Below are 25,699 nucleotides of genomic sequence, written 5' to 3'. Positions count from 1 at the left end.
TCGACATCGGGTGCCCGACCTGCGATGGAGACCGTCTCGACCCCACGGGGGATATCCGGTGTGGGGTGGATCACATTACCCTCGGCCGGATGAGGACCATCCGGTCCGCGAGCACCGTGCGCGAACGCCGCCCACTAGCGAGGAGAGAGCCTTGTCCACAGCTGCTGCGGAGCCCGCCCCGGCCGAGGCGATCGCGGCCCGCGCCCGCGGTCTGACCAAGGCGTACGGCTCCGGCGAGACGGCCGTGATCGCCCTGGACGCGGTGGACGTGGAGATCGCGCGGGGCCGCTTCACCGCGGTCATGGGGCCCTCGGGCTCCGGGAAGTCCACCCTGATGCACTGCCTGGCGGGTCTCGACACCGTGTCGGCCGGACAGGTGTGGCTCGGCGGCACCGAGATCACCGGGCTCAAGGAGCGCGAGCTGACCCGGCTGCGCCGGGACCGGATCGGGTTCATGTTCCAGTCGTTCAACCTGATCCCGACGCTGAACGCGGCCGAGAACATCACCCTGCCCATGGACATCGCGGGCAAGAAGCCCGACGAGAAGTGGCTGGACCAGGTCATCGACACCCTGGGCCTGCGGGACCGCCTCAAGCACCGCCCCGCACAGCTCTCCGGCGGTCAGCAGCAGCGCGTCGCGTGCGCCCGGGCGCTCGCCTCCCGGCCCGAGCTGATCTTCGCGGACGAGCCGACCGGCAACCTCGACTCACGGGCCGGCCTGGAGGTCCTCGGGTTCCTGCGCGAGGCCGTCGACCAGCTCGGGCAGACCGTCGTCATGGTCACCCACGACCCGGGTGCCGCCGCCCACTCCGACCTGGTGCTCTTCCTCGGGGACGGACGGATCGTGGACAGCATGGAACGCCCCACCGCGGAGGCCGTCCTGGAGCGCATGAAGCGCTTCGACGTGATCCGCGGCCAGGTCGACGCCGACACCGACGAGGGCTGACCCCGTGCTGAAGGCGACACTGCGCAGTTTTCTCGCCCACAAGGGACGGCTGCTGCTCTCCGCGCTGGCCGTGGTGCTGTCCGTGGCGTTCGTCTCGGGCAGCCTGATCTTCTCCGACACCCTGAGCCGCACCTTCGACCGGCTCTTCGCCTCGACCGCGCCCGACCTCACGATCAGCCCCAAGGAAGACCTGAGCGAGGCCATCCCGTCCGGCACGACGGCCACCCTGCCGGCCGCGCTCGCGGACCGGGTCGCCCGGGTCGACGGGGTCGGTGCCGCGCGCTTCGACGCCGAGGACGACGGCATCACCGTCGCCGACGCCGAGAACGAGTCGGTGGGTTCGACCACCGGTGCCCCCACCATCGGCACCGACTGGAACCCGACCTCGCGCAGCCCCGTGAAGCTCACCTCCGGCCACGCCCCGCACGGTCCGGCCGAGGCGCTGCTCGACTCGGAGACCGCCGACCGCAAAAAGCTGCACCTCGGCGACCCGCTCACCGTGATCGCGCCGCCCGGCTCGTTCAAGGTGCGGATCGTCGGCATCGTCACGTTCACCACCACCAACCCCGGTGCCACGCTGCTGTACCTCGACCCGCCGACCGCTCAGACGAAGCTGCTCGGCTCCGCCGGGGCCGCCACCAGCATCTCGGTCGACGCCGCCGAGGGGGTCAGCAACGACCAGCTCAAGCAGCGCGTGTCCGCCGCGCTCGGGACGGGCACCTACGAGTACCGGACCGCCGAGGAGCAGGCGAAGTCGGACGTCGACCAGCTGGGCGGATTCCTCGACGTCGTCAAGTACGTCATGCTCGGTTTCGCGGGCATCGCCGTCCTGGTCGGCATCTTCCTGATCGTCAACACCTTCTCCATGCTGATCGCCCAGCGCACCCGTGAGCTGGGCCTCCTGCGCGCGCTCGGCGCCGATCGGCGCCAGGTCCGCCGCTCGGTGCTGACCGAGGCCACGCTGCTCGGGCTGGTCGGCTCCACGGTCGGGCTCGGCACGGGCATCGGGCTCGCCGTCGGGCTCATCGCGCTCATGAACGCCTTCGGCATGAACATCCGCACCGGCGAGATGGTCATCGGCTGGGGAACCCCCGTCGCGGCCTACGTCGTCGGCGTGGGCGTCACCTTCGTCGCCGCCTATCTCCCGGCCCGGCGCGCGGCCGGGGTCTCCCCCATGGCGGCCCTCGCGGACGCCGAGATCGCCGGGATCGGAAAGCCGCTGCGCGTGCGGGCGATCGTGGGCGGGATCGTCGGCGCGGCGGGCGCGGCCGCCCTGCTGGGCTGTGTCACCTCGTCGAAGACGGCGTCCGCGGCCTCTCTCCTCGGCCTCGGTGTCGTCCTGACGCTGCTGGCCACCGTGATCGCCGGACCGCTGCTGGTGCGGCCGGTGATCCGGGTGCTGGGCGGAGCCTTCCCGGCCCTCTTCGGCCCGGTCGGGCGGATGAGCCAGCGCAACGCCCTGCGCAACCCCCGCCGCACCGGCGCCACCGCGGCCGCCCTCATGGTCGGTCTCGCCCTGGTGGGCGGGATGTCCGTGGCCAGCGCCTCGATGTCCAAGTCCTTCGACGACCAGATCGACAAGACGCTGGGCGCCGACTTCGTCGTGCAGAACGGCAACTTCCTGCCGTTCCCGCAGGAGGTCACGGACGCGGTGCGCGGGACCGAGGGCGCCGGGCTCGTCGTACGGTCGAGGTTCGCCCCCGTGGCCGTACGGCTGCCGGACGGCAGGCGCGTGGAGACCACGGCCGCCGGGTACGACCCGCAGCTCGACGAGGTCGCGCACATCACCTACGCGCAGGGCGACACCGCGGCCGCGCTCGCCTCCGGGCACCTGGCCATGGACCTGGACTTCGCGCGCGACCACCACGTGAGGGTGGGCAGCAGGATCCCCGTCGAGTTCCAGGGCGGGCGTCGCACCGAACTGACCGTGGGCGCCCTCACCGACCAGGACTCCGCTGACGGGTTCGGGACGCAGGGCGGTATCTACTTCGGCCTGTCCACCCTGGAGCGGTTCGCGCCGGGCGGCCAGGACTCCGCGCTGTACGTCAACGCCGCCCCCGGCACGGACGCCGACCGGCTGCGCGCGGGCCTGGAGAAGACACTCGACCCGTATCCGCAGGTCCAGGTGCGCGACCTCGCCGACTACAAGGACCTGGTCCACGACCAGATCGCCGTGCTGCTCTACCTCGTGTACGCGCTGCTCGGGCTCGCGATCGTCATCGCGGTGCTGGGAGTGGTCAACACCCTCGCCCTGTCGGTCGTGGAGCGCACCCGGGAGATCGGGCTGCTGCGCGCCATCGGGCTCGCCCGGCGTCAGCTGCGGCGGATGATCCGGCTGGAGTCGGTGGTCATCGCCGTGTTCGGCGCGGTGCTCGGGCTCGCCCTGGGGCTGGTGTGGGGGGTGTGCACCCAGCAGGTGCTGGCGCTCCAGGGGCTGAACGCGCTGGCAATCCCGTGGGGCACGATCGTCGCGGTCGTCGTCGGGTCGGCGGTGGTGGGGATCGTGGCGGCGCTGCTGCCGGCCTTGCGCGCCTCGCGCATGAACGTACTGGCGGCGATCGCGCACGAGTGATGCAATCGCGGGGCAGACAACTCAAGTCGCTTGCTGCTGAGGAGAGTTCATGCCCCGCCCCTTCCGTTTCGCCGTCAACCTGACCGCCGCCGCCACCGACGAGGACTGGCGCTCCAAGTGCCGTCGGGCCGAGGAACTCGGCTACGACGTGATCCTGGTCCCCGACCATCTCGGCAAGATCGCGCCGTTCCCGGCGCTGGTCGCGGCGGCGGAGGTCACCGAGCGGCCACGGCTCGGCACGTTCGTCCTCAACGCGGGGTTCTGGAACCCGGCCCTGCTCGCCCGTGAGGTGGCCACGGTGGACGCCCTGACCGGCGGCCGCCTCGAACTCGGCCTGGGCACCGGCTATGTGCGGTCCGAGCACGACCGGGCGGGGCTGCCGTTCGGCTCGCCGGGCGAGCGGGTGGACCATCTGCGGCGCACGGTCGAGGAGCTGGAGCGGCTGCTGTCCTCGGCGGACCATGTGCCGCAGCCCGTGCAGCGGCCCCGGGTGCCCCTGCTGATCGGCGGGATCGGCAACCGGGTGCTCAAGCTGTCCGCCGAGCACGCCGACATCGCGGCCTTCACCGGGGCGACCCTGGTGCCGGGCGACCCGACCGGCAAGGTGACCCCGACCACCGCCGAGCAGCTCGACGAGCGAGTCGCGCACTATCTGCGCCTCGCCGAGGGGCGCAAGGAGCCGGCCGAACTGAACCTGCTCATCCAGACGGTGGTCGTCACCGACGACCGCGAGGCCGTCGCCACCCCGTTCCTGCACCGGCTGCCGGACCTGACCCTCCGGCAGGCCCTGGAGCTGCCCATCATGCTGATCGGCACGGTCGAGGAGATCGTCGCGCAGGTGCTGGCGCAGCGCGAGCGGTACGGCTTCACCTATCTGACGGTGCTGGAGGCGTCCATGGAGGCGTTCGCTCCCGTGATGGCGCACCTGCGGGGCCGCCAGGGCCTGTCCGGATGCCGGAACCGCGGGTGCCGGGCCGCCGGGCGTGATGGGATCGGCGTATGACCGACCTGCGCATACGGGCCGCGACGCCCGGCGACCTCGACACCGTGCTGGCCTTCTGGAAGCTTGCCGCCGAGGGGACGAGCATCAGCGACGACCGGGACGGCGTGGAGCGGCTGGTCGCCCGGGACCCCGAGGCGCTGATCCTGGCCGAGCTCGACGGCGAACTCGTCGGCACGGTGATCGCGGGCTTCGACGGCTGGCGGTGCCATCTGTACCGGCTCGCGGTGCACCCGGAGCGCCGGCGGCGGGGCATCGGGGCGGCGCTGCTCACGGCCGCGGAGGAGCGGTTCGTGCGGCTCGGCGGGCGGCGCGGGGACGCGATGGTGCTGGTGCGCAACGAGACGGCACAGCACGCTTGGCGCGCGGCGGGGTATGCGCCCGAGGAAAAGTGGCGGCGCTGGGTGAAGCCCCTCGCCGGCTAGGACGGGCGATCCTGGGGACCCTGTCCGATCATGGGACGGAGGTGACCCGATGACCGAAGTGCTCCTCCTGCTGGTGGCGATCCTTCTCTCGCTGGCCTGCGGTGCCTTCGTGGCCGCGGAGTTCTCGCTGACCACGGTGGAGCGCGGCCAGTTGGAGCGGGCGGCGGAGCGCGGTGAGCGGGGTGCGTCCGGCGCCCTGAAAGCCGTACGGAATCTGACGTTCCAGCTGTCCGGGGCGCAGCTCGGGATCACCGTGACCAATCTGGTCGTCGGCATGCTCGCCGAACCGTCGATCGCGGCGCTGATCGCGGGGCCCCTGGAGTCGCTCGGGCTCTCGTCGTCCACGTCCCGGTCGCTGGCGCTGGTGCTCGGCACCGCGCTGTCGACCGTCTTCCTGATGGTGGTCGGCGAGCTGGTGCCCAAGAACTGGGCGATCTCCTCGCCGCTGGCCATGGCCAAGCGGGTGGGCACCGCGCAGAGCTGGTTCAGCGCCGCCTTCCGCCCCTTCATCACCCATCTCAACAACACGGCCAACCGGGTGGTGCGCCGCTTCGGCCTGGAACCCGCCGAGGAGCTGGCCTCCGCGCGCGGGCCGCAGGAGCTGGCCGCGCTGGCCCGGCACTCCGCCCGCGCGGGCGCGCTGGAGGCGGACACCGCCGAGCTGTTCGTCCGCACGCTCAACCTCGCCGACCTGACCGCGGAGAACGTGATGACCCCGCGGGTGCAGGTGATCGCCCTGGACGTCCAGGCGACCTGCGAGGACGTGGCGAACGCGACGCGCGCCACCGGGCTGTCCCGGTTCCCCGTCTACCGCGGCAGCCTGGACTCGGTCGTCGGCATCGCGCACATCAAGGACATCCTGGCGGTCCCGGCCGACCGCCGCCCCCGCGCCTCGGTCGCCGAGCTGCTGCGCGAGCCGCTGCTGGTGCCCGAGTCGCTCACCGTGGACCGGCTCCTGGACCGGCTCTCCGGCAAGCGCACGATGGCCGTCGTCATCGACGAGTACGGCGGTACGGCGGGCGTGGCCACGCTGGAGGACATCGTCGAGGAGGTCGTCGGCGAGGTGCGCGACGAGCACGACCCGCACGAGACACCCGACCTCGCCCCGGCGGGCACCGACGAGGACGGCAGGGAGACCTTCCGGGCGGACGGCTCGGCCCGCATCGACCAGCTCGCCCGCGTGGGCCTGCGGGCTCCCGAGGGCCCGTACGAGACGCTGGCCGGACTGCTGGCGACGGAACTGGGCCGGATTCCGGCCGTCGGCGACTCGGTGGAGGTCACCGGCTGGCGGCTCGACGTGACGGACGCGCAGGGACGCAGGGCCGCACGAGTGCTGCTGCACGCGCCCCTGGCCGGAGAGAGGACCGAGCGATGACCGCCGTCCAGTTGCTGATCGGTCTGGCGACGCTCGTGGTGAACGCCTTCTTCGTCGGGGCCGAGTTCGCGTTGATCTCGGTGCGCCGGAGCCAGGTCGAGCCCTATGCCGAGCAGGGCGACCGGCGTGCGAAGAGCGTGCTGTGGGGGCTGGAACACGTCTCCGCGCTGATGGCGGCCGCGCAGCTCGGGATCACGTTGTGCACGCTGGTGCTGGGTGTGGTCGCGGAGCCGGCGATCGCGCATCTGCTGGAGCCGGTGTTCCACGCGGTGGGGGTGCCGAAGAGCGCCGGGCACGCGGTGTCCTTCGTGATCGCGCTGACCCTGGCGACCTATCTGCACATGCTGCTCGGCGAGATGGTCCCGAAGAACATCGCGCTGGCGGAGCCGGTGCGCAGCGCGCTGCTGCTGGGGCCGCCGCTGGTCACGCTGGCGCGCGGGCTGCGCCCGGTGATCTTCGCGGTCAACGCCTTCGCGAACGCCCTGCTCAAGCTGCTGCGCGTGGAGACCAAGGACGAGGTCACGGCCACGTTCTCGGACGCCGAGCTGGCGCGGATCGTGCGGGACTCCGGCGAGGCGGGGCTGATCGACGAGCGTGCGCGGGAGCGGCTGCACGACGCGCTGGAGCTGGGCCGGCGCCCCGTACGGGACGTGGTGCTGCCCCTGGAAAGCGTGGTCTACGCGCGCGTGGGTGTCACCCCGGAGCAGCTGGAGGCGCTGTCGAACGAGTCCGGGTTCTCGCGGTTCCCGGTGGTGGACGAGGGGCGCCGGATCGTCGGCTATCTCCACGTCAAGGACGCGCTGGACGCCTCGCCGCGGGATCTGCCGTTCCCGGTGCGGGACATGCGGCCGATCGCGCGGATCCGGGAGAGCACGCCCCTGGACGACGTGCTCACGGCGATGCGGCGCAGCCGGACGCACCTGGCGGCGGTGCTCGGCGCGGACGGACGGCTGGCGGGGCTGGTGACGATGGAGGACGTGCTGCGGGAGCTGTTCGGACAGCAGGTGTGAGGGTGTCCGAACCCACCGACCGGTAAGTATGTGAGCGCGTTACCATTTCTTCCGCCATGCAGACGAATCCCACTTACTCCAGCCTGGTCGCGGTCGGCGACTCCTTCACCGAGGGCATGTCGGACCTGCTGCCCGACGGCTCCTACCGGGGCTGGGCCGACCTCCTCGCGGGCCGGATGGCCGCCGTGACACCCGGCTTCCGCTACGCCAACCTCGCCGTGCGCGGCAAGCTGATCCAGCAGATCGTCGAGGAGCAGGTCGACGTCGCGGCGGCGATGCAGCCGGACGTGATCACGCTGGTGGGCGGCCTCAACGACACCCTGCGGCCCAAGTGCGACATGGTCCGCGTCCGCGATCTGCTGACAGCGGCCGTGGAGCGGCTGGCCCCGTCCTGCAAGCAGCTGGTGCTGATGCACAGCCCCGGCCGCCAGGGCCCGGTCCAGGCGCGCTTCCGGCCCCGCATGGAGGAACTGTTCACGGTCGTCGACGAACTCGCCGCACGGCACGGCGCGGTGGTCGTCGACCTGTACGGCGCGGCCTCGCTGTCCGACCAGCGGATGTGGGACGTGGACCGGCTGCACCTGACGGCCGAGGGCCATCGCCGGGTCTGCGAGGCCGTGTGGCAGACCCTCGGCTACGACCCGGAGGACACGGAGTGGCGCACGCCGCTGCCGGCCACCGTGCCGCCGCCCTGGCTGGCCCGCCGGATCGCCGACGTACGGTTCACCCGTCAATATCTGCTGCCCTGGATCGGCCGGCGCCTGACGGGCCGCTCCTCGGGCGACGGTCTGCCCCCGAAGCGCCCCGACCTCCTGCCGTACGAGCACTGAGGACGCCGTGCACACGCGCGTGGTCAACGTCAGGGGCCGTATCCACGAGTACGGCCCCCGGCTCGAACACGCGCCCGCCGACCTCGTCTACGTCGGCCGTCGCTGGACCCTGGGCGGCTGGGACCTGCCGAAGCACCCGCTGTACAACCCCTTCGCCTACGACACCCCCGCGCGCCACCGGGACGGCACGCGGGCCGAGGTGATGGCGAAGTACCGGGCCCATCTGCTGGGGCGGCCGGATCTGCTCGCTCTGCTGCCCGGGCTTCGCGGCAAGGCCCTGGCCTGCTGGTGCGCGCCCGAACCGTGCCATGCCGAGGTCCTGGCGGAACTCGCGCAGGAGCTCTCGTAGGTTCCGACGAACGGGACCCTGACGCTGGCCTGCAGGAATCGCCAGTAGAATCCGTACACGTGACTTCCGCTCCCGCCAAGCCCCGCATCCCCAACGTCCTCGCCGGACGCTACGCCTCCGCCGAGCTCGCCACGCTCTGGTCGCCCGAGCAGAAGGTGAGGCTTGAGCGTCAGCTCTGGCTCGCCGTGCTGCGGGCCCAGAAGGACCTCGGGATCGAGGTGCCGGAGCAGGCCCTCGCCGACTACGAGCGGGTCCTGGACACCGTCGACCTGGCCTCGATCGCCGAGCGCGAGAAGGTCACGCGGCACGACGTGAAGGCGCGGATCGAGGAGTTCAACGACCTCGCCGGGCACGAGCAGGTCCACAAGGGCATGACCTCCCGGGACCTCACGGAGAACGTCGAGCAGCTCCAGATCCGCCTCTCCCTGGAGCTCGTCCGCGACCGCACGGTGGCCGTCCTGGCGCGCCTCGGCAAGCTGTCGGGCGAGTACGCCGAGCTGGTCATGGCCGGCCGCTCGCACAACGTGGCCGCGCAGGCCACCACCCTCGGCAAGCGTTTCGCGACCGCCGCGGACGAGCTGCTCGTGGCGTACGGCCGGGTCGAGGAGCTCCTCGCCCGCTACCCGCTGCGCGGCATCAAGGGCCCGGTCGGCACCGCGCAGGACATGCTGGACCTGCTGGGCGGGGACGCGTCGAAGCTGGCCGAACTGGAGCAGCGGATCGCCGGTCACCTGGGCTTCTCGCAGGCGTTCACCTCGGTCGGCCAGGTCTACCCGCGCTCCCTGGACTACGAGGTCGTCACCGCGCTGGTGCAGCTGGCGGCGGCTCCCTCCTCGCTGGCGAAGACGATCCGTCTGATGGCCGGGCACGAGCTGGTGACCGAGGGCTTCAAGCCGGGCCAGGTCGGCTCCTCGGCGATGCCGCACAAGATGAACACCCGCTCCTGCGAGCGCGTCAACGGCCTGATGGTCATCCTGCGCGGCTACGCGTCGATGACGGGCGAGCTGGCGGGCGACCAGTGGAACGAGGGCGACGTGTCCTGCTCGGTGGTGCGCCGGGTCGCGCTGCCGGACGCGTTCTTCGCGCTCGACGGCCTGCTGGAGACCTTCCTCACCGTGCTCGACGAGTTCGGCGCCTTCCCGGCCGTCGTCGCGCGCGAGCTGGACCGTTACCTGCCCTTCCTCGCCACGACCAAGGTGCTGATGGGCGCGGTCCGCGCGGGTGTCGGCCGTGAGGTGGCGCACGAGGCGATCAAGGAGAACGCCGTCGCCTCCGCCCTGGCGATGCGGGAGCAGGGTGCCGAGCGCAACGAGCTGCTCGACAAGCTGGCCGCCGACGAGCGCATTCCGCTCGACCGCGCCCAGCTGGACGCGCTGATGGCGGACAAGCTGTCCTTCACGGGCGCCGCGGCCGACCAGGTCGCCGTCGTCGTCGGCCGGATCGAGGAGATCGTCAAGCAGCACCCGGCGGCCGCGGGCTACACGCCCGGGGCGATCCTCTGAGCCGCCGCACGCGATGACGCGCTTCACCCCCGAGGAGCTGGAGGCCGCCCGCGACCGTCTGGTACCGGACGTGGTCGCGGACGGTCTCCGTGTGCTGTTCTGCGGCATCAACCCCGGTCTGATGACGGCCGCGACGGGGCATCACTTCGCCCGGCCGGGCAACCGGTTCTGGCCGGTGCTCCATCTGTCCGGCTTCACCCCGAGGCTGCTGAAGCCCTCGGAGCAGCGGGAGTTGCTGTCGTACGGGCTCGGGATCACCAATGTGGTGGCCCGGGCGAGCGCGCGGGCGGACGAGCTGAGTGCCGAGGAGTACCGCGAGGGCGGACGGCTGCTGGCGGAGAAGGTGGCGCGGCTCGGGCCGCGTTGGCTGGCCGTCGTGGGGGTCACCGCCTACCGGGCGGCCTTCGACGACAAGAAGGCGGTGGTCGGGCCGCAGGAGCGGACGATCGGGGACTCGCGGGTGTGGGTGCTGCCCAATCCGAGCGGTCTCAACGCGCACTGGACCGCGGCGACGATGGCGGAGGAGTTCGCCCGGCTGCGGGTGGCGGCGGAGCAGGGCTAGCGGTTCACACCGGGTCGATGTCCGAAACGACGGCGAGGACATGGACCTCGTCGGCCTCGTCCCGGTAGCCCACGCCGAGGGCGATCCAGCGGTCCGAGCCCGGAGGCTGCCACAGGTCGAGGTCGTCCGTCACGATGCTCGTCGTGAACCAGGGCTCGGGTATCTCCTCACCGCGGTCGAGGCGCAGCTTGAGCGTGCCCATGCCCCAGGGCCGCTGCTGCCTGCCCCAGCGGTCGTCCAGCTCCTGGCCTATGCGGCTCTTCAGGGCGTAGAAGTCCCCCACGACCGCCATCCGCGGTGCCGCGTCCGCGTCCCGCGTCCCGTGGCTGACCTCTAACGACTCGATGCGGTAACCGGGCCCCGACCTGTATGCGCCCGACTCGCCGTCCGCCGCGGTCAGGTCCCGGGCGCACAGCGAGTCGATGGCGGCGAGGTACTTCGCACTGTCCATGTGATCCAGTAAACCGGCCGCCACTGACATTTGGCGGGGCGTCAGGCGATGTGCCCTCTCAGGCGTCCCGGTGCCGTAGGCTCCAGGCCCCCGCGGCGAGGGCCGTGGCGGCCCAGGCCGCGGTGACCGCGAGGCCCGTCCACGGTCCCAGCGTGCCCTCGGGCGTCTCGTACAGGACGATCTGGCCCGCCCGGTCCGGCATGAAGTCGGTGACCCCGCCGGCCACGTCGCCGATCACGAACGACACGACCAGGACGAACGGGATGAGCAGCGAGAGCGCCGCCACCCCGCTGCGCAGCACCGCCGCGAGACCGGCGGCCAGCAGCGCCATGAGGGTGAGGTAGGTCGCGCAGCCGACGACACCGCGTACTTGTTCACCGGTGCTGAGACCGCTCGCCGCCGCGCCGAGACCGGCCCGTGCCACGACGAGCGCGGCGCAGGCGGTGACAAGGCCGACCACCAGCGTGGGGACGGCGATGGCCGTCGCCTTCGCGGCGAACCACCGCCCGCGCCGCGGCACCGCGGCCAGCGACAGCCGGAGCCCACCCCCGTGGAACTCCGAGGACACCGCCATGGCGCCGAAGGAGATGGCCGCGATCTGGCCGGGCGCGACCCCGGACAGCGCCATGAACAGGGGGTCGGACCCGGGGTCGGAGGGATCGGAGACTCCGGCGATCGCGGAGAACCCGGTGGTCGCCGCGAACAGGGCGAACAGGGCGCCGAGCAGCGAGCGCAGCGTACGGATCTTCAGCCACTCGGAGCGCAGAACGGGGGCGAAGGGCATGTCAGGCCTCCTGGGGGTGTGCGGTGAACTCGGTCTCGGCGGAGGTCAGGTCGAGGTAGGCCTGCTCCAGGGTGGCTTCCTCCGCGGCCAGTTCGAGGAGGGGGACGCCCGCTGCGGAGACGAGGGCGCCGATCTCGTCCACGCGTGCGTGCTGCACGGTCCAGTGGCCGTCCTCGTGTTCCACGGCGTCATGGCCGTGCCGGGCGAGGGCGCTCTTGAGTGCGGTGGGGTCCGTGGTGCGGATGCGGACGCCGGGCCGCACGCGTGCGTGGATGAACTCACGCATCGGTGTGTCGGCGAGCAGCCGCCCCCGGCCCAGGACGACGAGGTGGTCGGCGAAGGACGCGGTCTCGTTCATGAGGTGGCTGGAGACCAGCACCGTGCGGCCCTCCGCGGCCAGCCGGCGCAGCAACTCGCGGATCCAGATGATGCCTTCGGGGTCGAGGCCGTTCGAGGGCTCGTCCAGCATGACCACACCGGGGTCGCCGAGCAGGGCGGCCGCGATGCCGAGCCGCTGCCGCATGCCGAGGGAGTACGTCCGCACCCGGCGCCGGGCGACCGGGGCCAGCCCCGTCTCCGCCAGCACCGCGTCGACCCGGTGGTCGGGGATGCGGTTGCTCGACGCCAGGGTGCGCAGGTGGTCGCGGCCGGTGCGGGAGCCGTGCGCGGCCTGGGCGTCGAGCAGGGCGCCGACGTGGCGCAGGGGTTCGTCGAGCGTGGCGTAGGCGCGGCCGCCGATCGTGGCCGTCCCGGAGGTCGGGCGGTCCAGGCCGAGGACGAGCCGCATGGTGGTGGACTTTCCGGCGCCGTTGGGTCCGAGGAAGCCGGTGACCCGGCCCGGCAGGACACGGAAGGTGAGGTCGTCCACGGCTCGTCGGGTGCCGAACTCCTTGGTGAGGGACTGGACTTCGATGCTGGTCATGAGCAGCAGCCTGGCCGGTGCGGCGGGGGCGGGGCCTCCCCCGCGGGTGGAGTCCGGCTCCCCCGTGCGGGGGAGGCTCGTTGTCGGTGGCGGCTGGCACGATGACGAAATGGTCCGCTTGCTGCGCCCGTTCGGCCGGGCGGTGACGTACACACGATGGCTGCATCTGTTCATCGCCGTCGTGTGGCCGGCCCTGTGGATGTTCGTCGAGGAGGCGTGGTGGACCTGGCTGGTCGCCGCCGTGACGCTCGCGCCCGCCGGGCTGGTGCCGGCGATGCGCACCGTGGAGGGGCTGCAGGCGAGGCTGCTGCTGACCGGGCACCGGCACATCAGCGAGAGCAGCGACATCGTCGTGGCGCCGTCGGTGTCCTGGAGCGACCGGGGGCGGCTCGTGGTGTGGCTGGAGGCGCGGCTGCTGCTCGGCTGGGCGACGGCGATGCTCAGCGTGCAACTGCTCCTCGGCTCGGTGGACCTGGTGGCGTCGGCCTTCGGCCGGGACGTCGACGAGGGGGTGCTGATCCTCCTCGACGGCCACCATGGGTGGCACGCCCTGCTGGCACCGGTGTCGTTGGCCGCGCTGGCGGCGACGGTGGTCGGCTCGGGCCGGCTGATCACCGCGCTCGCGCTGCGGCTGCTCGGCCCCTCCCCCGCCGAGCGTCTGGCCGCCATGGAGGAGCGCACCGAGCAGCTCCTGGAGCGCACGCGTATCGCGCGTGAGCTGCACGACTCCATCGGGCACGCCCTGACCGTCGCCGTCGTCCAGGCGGGCGCCGCGAGGGCGGCCGGCGACCCGGCGTTCACCGACCGCGCCCTGGACGCCATCGAGGAGACCGGCCGGGCCGCGCTGGAGGACCTGGAGCGGGTCCTGGGCATCCTGCGCGAGTCGGAGCGGCCGGTCAGCGGCCGACCCACGCTGACGGACGCCGACCGGCTGCTGGAGTCCGCGCGCGCGTCCGGCGCGAAGGTGGACGCCGAGCTGACCGGGCCGGTGGACACCGTGCCCGGGCCGGTCTCCCGGGAGGGCTACCGGATCCTCCAGGAGGCGCTGACCAATGTGCTGCGGCACGCCGGGGGCGTCCCGGTCCGGGTGCGTGTCGAGGTCACGGCCGAGGCTCTCGCCCTGGAGGTCCGCAATCCGCTGACGGCCGACATAGCGGGCCCCGGGCGGGGCAGCGGGCTGCGCGGCATACGCGAGCGGGCGGCCCTGCTCGGCGGCCACGCGCACACCGGACCCGACCGGGGCGACTGGCAGGTGCATGCCGAGCTGCCGCTGCGCTGATCTAGGCTGACGGGATGCCGGTCACCGTTCTCCTCGTCGACGACGAACCCCTCGTACGCGCCGGTCTGCGGGCGGTGCTGGAGGCGCAGTCCGACATCGAGGTCGTCGGCGAGGCGGCCGACGGGGCGGCGGTGATCCCCCTGGTACGGCGGCTGCGGCCCGACGTGGTCGCCATGGACGTACGGATGCCGCTGATGGACGGCATCGAGGCCACGCGCGCGGTGCTGCGGACGGTCGAGCGGCCGCCGAAGATCGTCGTGGTGACGACGTTCGAGAACGACGAGTACGTGTACGAGGCGCTGCGGGCCGGTGCCGACGGGTTCCTGCTGAAGCGGGCCCGGCCGGCCGAGATCGTGCACGCGGTGCGGCTGGTCGCCGAGGGCGAGTCGCTGCTGTTCCCCGCCTCGGTGCGGCAGCTGGCCGCGCAATACGGCGACGAGGGCGGCAACCGGGCCGCCCGGGCCGCGATGGAGCGGGCCCAGCTGACCGAGCGGGAGGCCGAGGTGCTGCGGCTGATGGCGCGCGGTCTGTCCAACGCGGAGATCGCCGCCCGCCTGGTCGTCGGCACCGAGACCGTGAAGTCGCACGTCAGCGCCGTGCTGGCGAAGCTGGGGGCGCGCGATCGCACCCAGGCGGTGATCGCGGCGTACGAGTCGGGGTTCGTGGCGCCGGGGTGAACCCGGTGTCCCGACGGGCCGCGGGCAGTCTTCGCGAGCCCGGCACTGCCCGCGGAGCCTCCCGCCGAGTACGATCCGCCCAACACGCGCACGAGCTGGGAGGACGGACGTTGGGGCGACTGACCGGCGGGGACCCCTCGCTCCTGCGAAGGATCAATTCCGCGGTGGTGCTGCACGCGCTGCGTGCCACGGACTGCGCGACGCTGACCGAGATCACCCGGGTGACGGGCCTGTCCCGGCCGACGGTCGAGGGGGTCGTCGAAGGCCTCATCGAGGGCGGCCTGGTCGTCGAGAAGGCGGCGGACGACAGTGTCGCCCGCCGGCAGGGGCGGCCCGCGCGGCGCTTCCGGTTCCGGGCCGAGGCCGGGCATCTGCTGGGCCTCGACATCGGGCCGCACCGGGTCGCCGCGCTGCTGTCCGACCTCGACGGCAAGGTGCTCGGCGCCGTGGCCAAGGACGTCGACGAGACGGCCTCCGCGGACGAGCGCCTGGAGCGGCTGCGCACCGCGGTCGCCGAACTGCTGCGCCGGGCCGGGGTCGCCCGCGACTCCCTGTGGGCCGTGGGGGTCGCCTCGCCGGGCATCGTGGAGGCGGACGGCACCATACGGCTGTGCGCGGCACTGCCCGAGTGGACGGGACTGCGCCTCGGCGAGCGGCTCAGCCGTTCCTTCAAGTGCCCGGTGCTGGTCGAGAACGACGCCAACGCCGCCGCGGTCGCCGAGCACTGGAAGGGCTCCGCCACCGAGTCCGACGACGTGGTGTTCGTGCTGGCCGGACTGAGCCCGGGGGCGGGTTCGCTGATCGGCGGCAGGCTGCACCGGGGGTACGGCGGGGCGGCCGGGGAGATCGGCGCACTGCATCTGCTGGGCCGCGAGGTCACCCCGGAGACGCTGCTGTCCACCACGGACGAGCCCTTGCACCCGCTCGACGAGCAGGCCGTCGCCGAGGTCTTCGCGCAGGCCCGGGAGGGCGACCAGCGGGCCCGGGCGGCCGTGGACCGCTTCCTCCAGCGGCTCGTGCACGACGTGGCGGCCCTTGTCCTGGCCCTCGACCCGGAACTCGTCGTGGTGGGCGGCTGGGCGGCCGGCCTGGACGGCGTACTGGAGCCGCTGCGGCGCGAGTTGGCCCGCTACTGTCTGCGCCCGCCGAAGGTGGCCCTGTCGCTCCTGGGCGAGGCGGCCGTGGCGACGGGTGCGCTGCGGCTGGCCCTCGACCATGTGGAGGAGCAGCTGTTCGCGGTGGAGGGCACGGTGACCGCGCGCCGGTGAGCGGACCGACGGCATACGGCGGTGCCCCGGACACAGGTCCGGGGCACCGCCGTACCGCTCAGGAGGCCCGGCGTTCGGGACCCTCGTGGATCTCCACCGCGCCGGAGTCCCCGAAGGTCAGCCGGCAGGTGTCCGCGCGGTAGGTGGCCACCGAGACCGCCGCGGTGCGGCCCGCGGCCAGGTAGCGGGTGGTGACGACGAGCACCGGGGCGCCGGGCAGGCGGTCCAGTTCCTTCGCGTCGTCCGCGCGGGCCGAGCCGAGTTCGACGGCGTTCTCCCGGCTCTCCAGCTCCAGGCGCTGCAGTTCGCGCAGCACGGCACGCGCGCGTGCGGCCCCGGACGGCGCGTCTATGGCGGAGAGCTCAGGCACCGACGCCTCGGGGATGTACAGCAGTTCGGCCGCGACGGGCTGGCCGTGGGTCATCCGGGAGCGGCGCACGGTGTGCACCGGCTGCTCCCGGTCGGTCCCGAGCGCGTCCGCGACGGACGCGGGCGGCACCGCGGCGGCGCAGTCGACGGTCTGCCAGTCGTCGCCGGCCGTACCGGGCCAGGCGTGCTGCTCGCTGCCGACGGCCACGCCCACCCGCGGCGGGGCGACGGTCGTCCCGACACCGCGGCGGCGCTGGAGCCTGCCTTCCAGCTCCAGTTGCTCCAGCGCCTGACGGAGCGTGGCGCGGGCGACGCCGAAACGGGCGGCGAGGTCGCGCTCGTTGGGCAGGATCTCGCCCACGGAGAATTCGGAGTCCAGTGCCTCACTGAGCACGGTCTTGAGATGCCAGTACTTCGGTTCCGGTACCGATTCGAGCTGCGTGGTCCCCACCCTGTCCTCCGCAATCGCCGTGGTCCGGCGGCGTTTTAGCGCCCTTGTTTATTAAAGGTTGTTGCACTTCTCTGCGACCATAGGGCGACCCCCACCCTTGGTCAAGACCAATCCTCGATCCCCTGCGGAGCGCGCGGGCCCGGCGCCACCCAGCGTTGACAAGGTGTTCAGACGGCAGCCAGGGAGCGCAGCTTGTCGGGGTTGCGGATGATGTAGACGGACTGGATGCGGCCGTCCAGGATGTCCAACTGGAAGACGGAGTCGGGCTTACCACCCGACAGGACGAGCAACGCGGGCCCGCCGTTGAGCTCCAGGAACCGCCAGCTGATGTCCGGGACGCCCTTCTCGGCGACACCGACGAGGAAGCGGCCCACGTGGTCGGCGGACTCCAGCACCCGCAGCGGCGCCTTGCTCTTGCCGCCGCTGTCCCCGATGAGCCGGACGTCCGGGGCGAGCAGCGCCATCAGCTCCTTCAGGTCGCCTCCGCCCGCGGCGGCCAGGAAACGCTCCGTCAGGTCGCGGCGCCGGACCGGGTCGACCTCGAAGCGCGGCCGTCGTTCCTCGACGTGCCTGCGGGCCCGTCCGGCGAGCTGCCGTACGGCGGGTTCGCCGCGGTCGAGCATGGCGGCGATGTCGGCGTAGGGGTAGCCGAAGGCCTCCCTGAGGACGAACACCGCCCGCTCCAGCGGTGACAGCGACTCCATGACGACCAGGACCGCGAGGGAGACCGAGTCGGCGAGGACCGCCTGCTCGGCGGTGTCGGGCACGGTGTCCCCGAAGTCGGTCACGTACGGCTCGGGCAGCCAGGGGCCCACGTACGTCTCGCCGCGCGCCTTGACCTGGCGCAGCCGGTCGATCGCCAGGCGCGTGGTGACGCGGACGAGGTAGGCGCGCGGTTCGCGCACCTCGCTCCGGTCGGCCGCCGACCAGCGCAGCCAGGCTTCCTGCACCACGTCCTCGGCGTCGGCGACGCGGCCGAGCATGCGGTAGGCGACGCCCAGGAGGACGGGGCGGTGTTCTTCGAATACGTCGGTCTCGGTTTCAGTGGCCACGGGTTCATCCCAACGCAGTAGCCGGTGCGTGTCCAGGCGAAGTGGGTGTGCGGCGCGCCCTGGGGACCCGTGGGGTCTACCCGCCAGTAGCAATTGCTGACAAGCTGTCTACAGCGCGCCCTCCGCACCCCTCAGCCCGTGAGTCGCCGTCTAGGAGCCCACATGTCCGCCACCGTCTCCTTCAAGGTCCCCTCCGCCACGGGGCCGCAGCCCGTGACCGTCTCCTACGCGCGCGTGGGGCGCGGGGAGCCCTTGCTCCTGCTGCACGGCATAGGCCACCACCGGCAGGCCTGGGACCCGGTGGTGGACATCCTGGCGACCGAGCGCGACGTGATCGCCGTCGACCTGCCCGGGTTCGGCGCGTCGCCGGGCCTGCCCGAGGGCCTGTCGTACGACCTGGCCACCACGACGTCCGTGTTCGGGGCGTTCTGCGAGGCACTGGAGCTGGACCGCCCGCACGTGGCGGGCAACTCACTCGGCGGCCTGCTGGCCCTGGAGCTCGGCCGCGAGCGGCTCGTACGGTCCGTCACCGCGCTGTCTCCCGCCGGGTTCTGGTCGGGGCCCGAGCGGCGCTACGCGTTCGGCGTGCTGCTCGCGATGCGGCACATCTCCCGGCGGCTGCCGCTGCCGCTGGTCGAGCGGCTGGCGCGCACCGCGGCCGGCCGCACGATGCTCACCAGCACCATCTACGCCCGCCCGGGCCGCCGTTCACCCGAGGCCGTGATCGCCGAGACGCTTGCCCTCGCGCGGGCCACGGGGTTCGACGAGACGCTCCGCGCCGGTACGGCCGTCCAGTTCGGCGACGACGTCCCGGGGCTGCCGGTCACGGTCGCCTGGGGCACCAGGGACCTGCTGCTCGTGCGCCGGCAGGGCGTGCGGGCCAAGCAGATCATTCCGCGGGCCCGGCTCGTACGGCTGCCCGGCTGCGGCCACTGCCCGATGAACGACGACCCGGCTCTGGTCGCGCGGGTCATCCTCGACGGCAGCCGCTGACACCTTCGGTCCGCGGCTCAACGCCCCCGATCCGAGGGCGACTCCGACGCCGACCATGGCGCTGCCCAGGGCCTGGGCGGCGCCGTAGGAGCCCGTGCCGACCAGGGGCGCGGTGCAGGCGGCCGCGACCGGGATGAGCCCGGAGAACAGCGTGGCGCGCTCCGCGCCGATCCGCTGCATGCCCATGTACCAGCACACGAAGCCGACGACGGTGACGACCGCCGCCTGCCACAGCAGCGCGGCGGCCTCGACGGGGTCGGGTCTGCGCAGCCACGCCGTCCCGTCCAGGAGGAGTCCGGCCACCGCGGCCTCGACGGCGGCGACCGCGCAGACGGTGGCGGACAGCAGCCGTGGGCCCAGGGCCCGCAGCACCGGTACGGCGAGCACCGCGAAACCGACCTCCCCGGCCAGCGCGCACGCCGAGAAGGCGATACCCGCCCCGTCCGTACGGCCCCAGCCCTGGACGGCGAAGGCGCCGAGGGCCACGAGCGACGCCCCCCGCAACACCCCTGGCCGGGGCCGACGTTGCTCCAGCAGCGGGACGAGGACGGCGACCAGCACGGGGGCGCAGCTCACGAAGACGCCGGGGACGGCCGGTTCCGCGGTGCGTTCGGCGGCGATGACGACGAGGTTGAAGCCGACCATGCCCACCGCCGCCAGCAGCGCGAGACGCATCCATTGCCGGGGCTCCAGTGCCCGCAGTCGTGCCGCCGCGCCCCGGGCGGCCAGGGGCACCAGCAACAGGGCCGCCAGACCGAAGCGCAGGAACTGGCCACCGGCGTACGGGTATGCGCCGAGGAGGCTGTTGGCGGTGAAGGACGCTCCGACGAGGACGCAGGCGAACGTGGCGAGGAGGACGCCTCGCGTGGTGGTGGTCATGGAGAACGACGCTAGGAAGGGCCGCGGCCCGGTTTAAGGTCCAGTGCCATGACGTCATCGGGGACCAATCCGGAGCAACGGCCGCCCGCAGGCCCGGTCGGGTCGGCCGCCTGGGAGCTGTTGCTGCCCGCCGCCTCCGCACCGGCACGCACGCGTGGGCGTTCCCTTCAGGCGGCCCTGCGGGAGGCGGTCAGGTCCGGGCGGCTCGTGCCGGGGACGCGGCTGCCGTCGAGCCGGGACCTGGCCGCCGACCTCGGGGTGTCGCGCGGACTGGTCACCGAGGCGTACGAGCAGCTGACGGCGGAGGGCTATCTGCGCAGTGGCCGGGGTGCCGGGACCTGGGTGGGCGGCGCCGTGCGGGCCGCCCGGCCAAGCGCGCGTGACCTGGCCCCGCGCACGCCGGGCAGCCGCGCGGACTTCGTCGCGGGCACGCCCGACCTGTCGTTGTTCCCCCGCGCCGCCTGGGCCGGCGCCCACCGGGGCGTGCTGGCGGAGCTGCCGCACCAGGACCTCGGCTATCCCGACCCGCGCGGGCTGCCCCGGCTGCGTGCCGCCCTGGCCGAACTGCTGACACGCCGCAGGGGTGTGGTCGCCGATCCGGAGCGGATCGTGGTCGTCTCCGGCGTGGCGCAGGCGACGACGCTGCTCGGATTCGCGCTCCACGCGCGCGGGGTGCCGAGGGTCGGCGTGGAGAGTCCGGGGAGCCCGCAGCACGACGCCCTGTACGCGGCGGCGGGGGTGACCACCGTTCCCGTGCCGCTGGACGAGGACGGGATCTCGGTCGGCCGGCTGCGCGACGCGGGTGTGCGGGCGGTGGTGGCGACGCCCTCCCACCAGTTCCCGACCGGCATCGCCTACTCCGCACGGCGGCGCGCGGAACTGCTCGACTGGGCGCGTTCCGTCGACGGTTTCGTCCTGGAGGACGACTACGACGGCGACTTCCGCTACGACCGTGCTCCCGTGGGCGCGCTCCAGGGGCTCGACCCGGACCGGGTCGCCTACGCGGGATCGGTCAGCAAGTCCCTCGCCCCCGGCCTGCGGCTCGGCTGGCTGCTCGTGCCGCAGTCGCTGGCCGAGGAGGTCGTCGAGCGCAAGCGGACCATGGACCTCGGCCATCCCACGATCGACCAGGCGCTGTTCGCCCGGTTCGTGGAGCGCGGCGACTACGACCGCCAACTGCGCCGCTGCCAGCGCGCCTACCGGGAGCGGCGCGATGCGCTGGTCTCCGCGCTGGACGCGTACCTGCCGGGCACGCAGGTGTCCGGGATCGCCGCCGGACTGCATGTCATCGCCGCACTCCCGCACCGGTACGGCCCCCAGGACACGGTCCTCGCGCGCCTCGGCGCGGCCGGTGTGACCGTCCGGCCGCTGACGGACTACGCACACGTGTGTGCCGAGCCCGACGAGGAGTCAGGGGTGCGGCTGGTCCTCGGATACGCGCACCTGTCGCCGGCGCGGATCCGGGAGGGCGTACGGCTGATGGCCGAGGCGGCCGGCGGGTGAGCCGCGCTGTTGGGCGCACGGGTTCCCTTGTTCCGGCGGCCGGTTGTTCACCCGCGGTTTCACTGTGCGCTGCGGCGCCCGAGTAGGTGTGGCTGCACACACCGGCCGGATCCCGTCCTTGGAGGCGCATTCATGTCCCACCGTCCGTTCCCCGGCCGCCGCAGCGTTCTGCGCGGCTCCCTGGCCGCGTCGGCGGCCCTCACTCTCCCCGCGGTCTCCGCGGGCGCGCCGGCCTTCGCCTTCTCCGGACGGCCCGGGGCGGGCTGGGGGGTGCAGACGGGAGACGTGACCTGCGACTCCGGTCTGGTGTGGGTGCGTTCCGACCGTCCCGCCCGGATGATCGTGGAGACGTCCGCGACCGAGTCGTTCCGCAACCCGCGCAGATGGCACGGCCCGCTGCTCGGCGCGGACACCGACTTCACGGGGACCACCCGGCTGCGCGGTCTGCCCTCCGGTGAGCAGATCCACTACCGCGTGCTGCTCGCCGACCCGGACGATCCGCGCCGCACGGGCGAGCCGGTCGCCGGCACCTTCCGCACGGTGTCCCCCAAGCGCCGTGACGGGGTGCGGTTCCTGTGGTCGGGCGACCTCGCCGGGCAGGGCTGGGGCATCAACCCCGATTTCGGCGGCTACACGATCTACCGGGCGATGGCCGAACTCGACCCGGACTTCTTCCTGTGCAGCGGCGACAACATCTACGCCGACGGCCCCATCTCGGCCACCGCCGCCCTGCCCGACGGCAGCACCTGGCGGAACATCACCACCGAGGAGAAGTCCAAGGTCGCCGAGACCCTGGCCGAGTTCCGCGGCAACTTCCGCTACAACCTGCTCGACCACAACCTGAGGGCCTTCAACGCCCAGGTCCCCTCGATCATCCAGTGGGACGACCACGAGGTGCGCAACAACTGGTACCCGGGCCAGACCATCCTGGACTCCGACACCCGCTACACCGAGAAGAGCGTCGACGTGCTCGCGGGCCGGGCGCGGCGCGCGTTCAGCGAGTACTTCCCGGTCTCCACGCTGCGGCCGGGGGCCCGGGACGGCCGCGTCTACCGGGTGCTGCGGCAGGGCCCGCTGCTCGACGTGTTCGTCCTGGACATGCGGACGTACCGCAACGCCAACTCGCCCGACGACCAGACCGTGGACCCGCAGGGCATCCTCGGCCGGGAGCAGCTGGAGTGGCTCAAGCGGGAGCTGTCGCGCTCGCGGGCGGTGTGGAAGGTGATCGCCTCCGACATGCCGCTCGGCCTGGTCGTGCCCGACGCCACGGAGGGCAGGGCCAACATCGAGGCGGTGGCGCAGGGCGACCCGGGCGCCCCGCTCGGGCGTGAGCTGCAGATCGCCGAGCTGCTGCGGTACGTCAAGCACCGGAAGATCACCGGCACGGTGTGGCTGACGGCCGACGTCCACCACACCTCGGCCCAGCACTACCAGCCGTCCCGGGCCGCGTTCAGCGACTTCGAGCCGTTCTGGGAGTTCGTGTCGGGTCCGCTGAACGCGGGTGCCTTCCCGGCCAGCGCGCTCGACGCCACCTTCGGCCCGGAGCGGGTGTTCGTGAAGGCGCCGACCGCCTCGAACGTCTCCCCCGCGGGCGGCTACCAGTTCTTCGGCGAGGTCGACATCGACGGCCACAGCGGCGAGCTGACCGTGCGGCTGCGCGAGCAGGACGGCACGGTGCTGTTCACCCAGGTGCTCCAGCCGGGCCGGGTCGGCCAGTAACTCCCGTACGCTCTACGGCGGGTCGCGTACCGGCGTCATCCCCCGGTGCGCGGCCCGCGAACGGTTGAAAAGGGCACAAAACGTACGGACCCACACTTTACCGCCCAGTCACAATGCGTTCGTGATCACGCAACACCGTTCCTCCACAGTGGCTGCATGACTCGAGACATGTCCCAAGTGACCCGTGCGAAGAACGGTCGCCCCGTGCACCACTGGCGGCGCGACGTGATCGAACTCGCCGCCCTGTTCACGGCCGTCGCGGTGGCCGACACCGTGGCCAACCTGATCGGGCACGGCCCCGACGGTGCCGCGCTCCTGGTGATCTCGGCGGTGGCCCTGGCCGCCACGGCGGGATTCCACACCTGGTGGGCACGCCGCCACGGCCACGCGCCCCCGACGGGCGATACGAGCGCCCGGCCGCTGCCCGAGGGCGAGCGGGCCGGGCCGTCCGACCAGCCGTCGCGCACCGCGGACCCCGAGGCCGCGGAGAGCACGCTGTGGCGGATGCGCACCACGGTGAAGGACGCACCGGGCTCACTGGCCGCCCTGTGCACGGTCCTCGCCGGACAGCGTGTCGACATCCTCAGCCTGCAGACCCACCCGCTGGCCGCGGGCACGGTCGACGAGTTCCTGCTGCGCGCCCCCGGCCCGCTGGAGGGCTCCGAGATCACCCGGGCCGTGGCGGGGGCCGGCGGCACCGACACCTGGATCGAGCGGGCCGACACGCACGATCTGGTGGACGCCCCGACCCGGGTGCTCGGCCTCGCCACCCGCACCGCGCTGGACGCGGCCGAACTGCCCCTCGCGCTGCGGCAGTTGCTGGGCCGGTGCACGATCCGGTCCCTGCCGGCCGTCCCGGTGGGAGGCGGTCGAGGACCGGAGGGGGTGCCCGTGGAGGGAGTCCTGGAGGACACCGTGATGCGCCTGCGGGCGCCGGAGGGCGGAGTGATCACCGTGGAGCGGCCGTATCTGCCGTTCACCCCGACGGAGTTCGCCCGCGCCCGGGCGCTGGTCGAGCTGGACGCCCGGCTCGGTCCGCGGGTGCCGCGCAGCCAGGACGTCCTGACTCTGCCGGAGGGCCACGACATCACCGTGCGCCGGGCCGACACCGGGGACCTGGAGGCCGCGGTGGCGATGCACGAGCGGTGCTCGGCGCGGACGTTGAGCCTGCGCTACCACGGGCCGGTCGGTGACGCCGACCGCTATCTGAAGCACCTGCTCAGTCCGCGGTTCGGGCAGACCCTCGCCGTACGGGCCGCGTCGGGGCGGATCGTGGGGCTCGGGCACCTGCTGTGGGACGGGGACGAGACCGAGGTGGCGCTCCTCGTCGAGGACGCGTGGCAGCGGCGGGGCATCGGGGGCGAGCTGCTGGAGCGGCTGGTGTCTCTGGCCGCCGAGGCCGGGTGCGCCAGCGTGTACGCCGTGACCCAGTCGTCGAACACCGGGATGGTCGCCGCGATGCGGGGGCTGGGCCTCCCCCTCGACTATCAGATCGAGGAGGGGACCCTGGTGATCACAGCGCGCATCGGTTCGCAGGCGGGGTCCGAGCGCGCGGTGGGAGTCACGCGGACCGAGACGCCGTAGCGGCCGAGGTCGCCCGGAGGGCGGTGTCCAGGTCCGCCCACAGGTCCTCCACGTCCTCCAGTCCCACCGACAGGCGCAGCAGCAGGTCGCTGACGCCGGCGCCCCGGCGGTCGTCCGCGTGCACGATGCGGTGACTGATCGACGCCGGGTGCTGGATGAGGGTGTCGACGCTGCCCAGGCTCACCGCCGGGGTGATCAGACGGACCCGGTCGATCACCTCGTGCGGGTCGCCGTCGACCTCGAAGGCGACCATCGCGCCGCCGATGCGCGGGTAGTGGACCCGGGCGACCCGGGGATCGGCGGCCAGGCGCCCGGCGAGGTCCGCGGCGGTCGTGGAGGCGGCGCGGACCCGGACCGGGAGGGTCGCCAGCCCGCGCAGCAGGAGGTAGCCGGCGAGGGGGTGCAGGACGCCGCCGGTGGCGAAACGGACCTGCCGCAGTCGCCCGGCGAACTCCTCGTCGCAGGCCACCACCCCCGCCATCACGTCCCCGTGCCCGCCGAGGTACTTGGTGGCGCTGTGCAGCACGAGGCGGGCGCCCTGTTCCGCGGGGCGCTGGAGGACCGGTGTGGCGAAGGTGTTGTCCGCGAGGAGGGGCACCGAGCCGCAGGAGTGGGCCAGGGCGCGCAGGTCGATCTCCGCGAGGGTGGGGTTGGCGGGGGACTCGACCAGGACCAGGCCGGTGTCCGGGCGCAGGGCGTCGGCGACTCCCGCCGGGTCGGTCCAGGTGACCTCCGTGCCGAGGAGTCCGGCGGTCAGGAGGTGGTCGCTGCAGCCGTACAGGGGGCGTACGGCGACGACGTGGCGCAGGCCCAGGGAGGCCCGTACGAGAAGGACCGCCGTGAGGGCGGCCATGCCGCTGGCGAAGGCGACCGCGGCCTCGGTGTTCTCCAGGCGGGCCAGGGCCGTCTCGAAGCGCGCGACGGTCGGGTTGCCGAGGCGTCCGTACACCGGCGGGCCCTCCGGCTCGGCGCCGGTCGCGGCGAAGGCGTCGATACGGGCGGCCTCACCGCGGCTGTCGTAGGACGGGTAGGTCGTCGACAGGTCGATGGGCGGGGCGTGCAGCCCCTGGCGGGCGAGGTCGTCGCGGCCGGCGTGGACGGCCTCGGTGGCCAGAGCTCTGAGCGGCGTACGGGAGGCGGTGGCGGTGCGCGCTGAGTCCATGGCCCCAGAGTGAACACCGAACGGCGTTCGCGGGT

The 25,699-nt window shown here is 73.0% G+C and carries 23 protein-coding genes and 1 pseudogene; 17 read left to right on the top strand and 7 right to left on the bottom strand.

What is annotated here, in order from left to right; translation table 11 throughout:
• Positions 1–151 precede the first annotated feature (151 nt).
• The 10 genes from AQI94_RS16985 to mug are packed head-to-tail and all read left to right on the top strand — an operon-like array spanning position 152 to position 10,571.
• Positions 152–946, top strand: a complete 795-nt coding sequence (locus AQI94_RS16985; protein WP_031040321.1) for an ABC transporter ATP-binding protein — start codon at positions 152–154, stop codon at positions 944–946.
• Positions 947–950: 4 nt separating this feature from the next.
• Positions 951–3,518, top strand: coding sequence for an FtsX-like permease family protein (locus tag AQI94_RS16980; protein WP_031040320.1), 2,568 nt, complete (start codon positions 951–953; stop codon positions 3,516–3,518).
• A 49-nt stretch (positions 3,519–3,567) separates the two neighbouring features.
• The gene (locus tag AQI94_RS16975) at positions 3,568–4,521 is read left to right on the top strand and encodes an LLM class F420-dependent oxidoreductase (protein ID WP_225890206.1); all 954 of its coding nucleotides are present in this window, start codon (positions 3,568–3,570) and stop codon (positions 4,519–4,521) included.
• Complete coding sequence (locus tag AQI94_RS16970) at positions 4,518–4,943, top strand: GNAT family N-acetyltransferase (protein WP_031040312.1); 426 nt, start codon at positions 4,518–4,520, stop codon at positions 4,941–4,943. The genes AQI94_RS16975 and AQI94_RS16970 overlap by 4 nt, the downstream gene beginning before the upstream one ends.
• A 49-nt stretch (positions 4,944–4,992) precedes the next feature.
• The gene (locus AQI94_RS16965; protein WP_031040309.1) at positions 4,993–6,318 is read left to right on the top strand and encodes a hemolysin family protein; all 1,326 of its coding nucleotides are present in this window, start codon (positions 4,993–4,995) and stop codon (positions 6,316–6,318) included.
• Positions 6,315–7,328 carry a hemolysin family protein gene (locus tag AQI94_RS16960; RefSeq protein ID WP_031040306.1) on the top strand — a complete coding sequence of 338 codons (1,014 nt, stop codon included), beginning with the start codon at positions 6,315–6,317 and terminating at the stop codon, positions 7,326–7,328. Before AQI94_RS16965 ends, AQI94_RS16960 begins: the two co-directional genes overlap by 4 nt.
• 56 nt (positions 7,329–7,384) lie before the next feature.
• Positions 7,385–8,158 carry an SGNH/GDSL hydrolase family protein gene (locus AQI94_RS16955; RefSeq protein ID WP_031040305.1) on the top strand — a complete coding sequence of 258 codons (774 nt, stop codon included), beginning with the start codon at positions 7,385–7,387 and terminating at the stop codon, positions 8,156–8,158.
• A 7-nt stretch (positions 8,159–8,165) separates the two neighbouring features.
• Positions 8,166–8,507: a DUF4326 domain-containing protein gene (locus AQI94_RS16950; RefSeq protein WP_031040303.1), complete on the top strand. Its 342-nt coding sequence runs from the start codon at positions 8,166–8,168 to the stop codon at positions 8,505–8,507.
• Positions 8,508–8,566: 59 nt separating this feature from the next.
• Positions 8,567–10,009 (top strand): adenylosuccinate lyase, encoded by a 1,443-nt coding sequence (gene purB / locus AQI94_RS16945; protein WP_031040300.1) that lies wholly within the window; start codon positions 8,567–8,569, stop codon positions 10,007–10,009.
• Between the two features lie 13 nt (positions 10,010–10,022).
• Positions 10,023–10,571, top strand: coding sequence for a G/U mismatch-specific DNA glycosylase (gene mug, locus AQI94_RS16940; RefSeq protein ID WP_031040297.1), 549 nt, complete (start codon positions 10,023–10,025; stop codon positions 10,569–10,571).
• Between the two features lie 4 nt (positions 10,572–10,575).
• Here the strand turns inward: mug and AQI94_RS16935 are convergent, their stop codons facing one another.
• The 3 genes from AQI94_RS16935 to AQI94_RS16925 are packed head-to-tail and all read right to left on the bottom strand — an operon-like array spanning position 10,576 to position 12,728.
• On the bottom strand, positions 10,576–11,022 hold the full coding sequence (locus AQI94_RS16935) for a hypothetical protein (RefSeq protein ID WP_031040295.1): 447 nt from the start codon (positions 11,020–11,022) through the stop codon (positions 10,576–10,578).
• 58 nt (positions 11,023–11,080) lie between these two features.
• Positions 11,081–11,806, bottom strand: coding sequence for an ABC transporter permease (locus AQI94_RS16930; RefSeq protein WP_031040294.1), 726 nt, complete (start codon positions 11,804–11,806; stop codon positions 11,081–11,083).
• Position 11,807: 1 nt separating this feature from the next.
• Positions 11,808–12,728, bottom strand: coding sequence for an ATP-binding cassette domain-containing protein (locus AQI94_RS16925; protein WP_031040292.1), 921 nt, complete (start codon positions 12,726–12,728; stop codon positions 11,808–11,810).
• Positions 12,729–12,837: 109 nt separating this feature from the next.
• Between AQI94_RS16925 and AQI94_RS16920 the strand changes: the two genes are divergently transcribed.
• The 3 genes from AQI94_RS16920 to AQI94_RS16910 all read left to right on the top strand — a co-directional run bounded on the left by AQI94_RS16920 (position 12,838) and on the right by AQI94_RS16910 (position 15,952).
• Complete coding sequence (locus tag AQI94_RS16920) at positions 12,838–14,007, top strand: sensor histidine kinase (RefSeq protein ID WP_031040290.1); 1,170 nt, start codon at positions 12,838–12,840, stop codon at positions 14,005–14,007.
• Positions 14,008–14,021: 14 nt separating this feature from the next.
• The gene (locus AQI94_RS16915; protein WP_031040288.1) at positions 14,022–14,684 is read left to right on the top strand and encodes a response regulator transcription factor; all 663 of its coding nucleotides are present in this window, start codon (positions 14,022–14,024) and stop codon (positions 14,682–14,684) included.
• Between the two features lie 110 nt (positions 14,685–14,794).
• Entirely contained in the window at positions 14,795–15,952 is a 1,158-nt protein-coding gene (locus tag AQI94_RS16910; protein WP_031040286.1) for an ROK family transcriptional regulator, read from the top strand.
• A 58-nt stretch (positions 15,953–16,010) separates the two neighbouring features.
• Here AQI94_RS16910 and AQI94_RS16905 read toward each other — a convergent pair whose 3' ends face one another.
• Both AQI94_RS16905 and AQI94_RS16900 read right to left on the bottom strand, forming a co-directional pair.
• The gene (locus tag AQI94_RS16905; protein WP_031040284.1) at positions 16,011–16,772 is read right to left on the bottom strand and encodes a GntR family transcriptional regulator; all 762 of its coding nucleotides are present in this window, start codon (positions 16,770–16,772) and stop codon (positions 16,011–16,013) included.
• A 167-nt stretch (positions 16,773–16,939) separates the two neighbouring features.
• Complete coding sequence (locus AQI94_RS16900; RefSeq protein ID WP_031040281.1) at positions 16,940–17,824, bottom strand: RNA polymerase sigma-70 factor; 885 nt, start codon at positions 17,822–17,824, stop codon at positions 16,940–16,942.
• 162 nt (positions 17,825–17,986) lie between these two features.
• Between AQI94_RS16900 and AQI94_RS16895 the strand changes: the two genes are divergently transcribed.
• Positions 17,987–18,817, top strand: a complete 831-nt coding sequence (locus AQI94_RS16895; RefSeq protein WP_031040276.1) for an alpha/beta fold hydrolase — start codon at positions 17,987–17,989, stop codon at positions 18,815–18,817.
• A gap of 93 nt (positions 18,818–18,910) precedes the next feature.
• Here the strand turns inward: AQI94_RS16895 and AQI94_RS42815 are convergent.
• Positions 18,911–19,696, bottom strand: a pseudogene (locus AQI94_RS42815) (EamA family transporter); the annotation flags it as partial.
• 48 nt (positions 19,697–19,744) lie between these two features.
• Here AQI94_RS42815 and pdxR point away from each other — a divergent pair.
• The 3 genes from pdxR to AQI94_RS16875 all read left to right on the top strand — a co-directional run bounded on the left by pdxR (position 19,745) and on the right by AQI94_RS16875 (position 24,502).
• Positions 19,745–21,199 (top strand): MocR-like pyridoxine biosynthesis transcription factor PdxR, encoded by a 1,455-nt coding sequence (gene pdxR, locus AQI94_RS16885; RefSeq protein ID WP_031040269.1) that lies wholly within the window; start codon positions 19,745–19,747, stop codon positions 21,197–21,199.
• A gap of 132 nt (positions 21,200–21,331) precedes the next feature.
• Positions 21,332–22,918, top strand: coding sequence for an alkaline phosphatase D family protein (locus tag AQI94_RS16880; protein ID WP_031040266.1), 1,587 nt, complete (start codon positions 21,332–21,334; stop codon positions 22,916–22,918).
• Between the two features lie 156 nt (positions 22,919–23,074).
• The gene (locus AQI94_RS16875; RefSeq protein ID WP_031040263.1) at positions 23,075–24,502 is read left to right on the top strand and encodes a GNAT family N-acetyltransferase; all 1,428 of its coding nucleotides are present in this window, start codon (positions 23,075–23,077) and stop codon (positions 24,500–24,502) included.
• Here AQI94_RS16875 and AQI94_RS16870 read toward each other — a convergent pair.
• Positions 24,480–25,664 carry a trans-sulfuration enzyme family protein gene (locus AQI94_RS16870; RefSeq protein ID WP_031040259.1) on the bottom strand — a complete coding sequence of 395 codons (1,185 nt, stop codon included), beginning with the start codon at positions 25,662–25,664 and terminating at the stop codon, positions 24,480–24,482. The genes AQI94_RS16875 and AQI94_RS16870 overlap by 23 nt on opposite strands.
• Between the last annotated feature and the right edge of the window lie 35 nt (positions 25,665–25,699).

It is taken from the genome of Streptomyces pseudovenezuelae, assembly GCF_001513955.1.
Classification (GTDB): Bacteria; Actinomycetota; Actinomycetes; order Streptomycetales; family Streptomycetaceae; genus Streptomyces; species Streptomyces pseudovenezuelae.
This window is presented reverse-complemented; position numbering and strand designations above follow the sequence as displayed.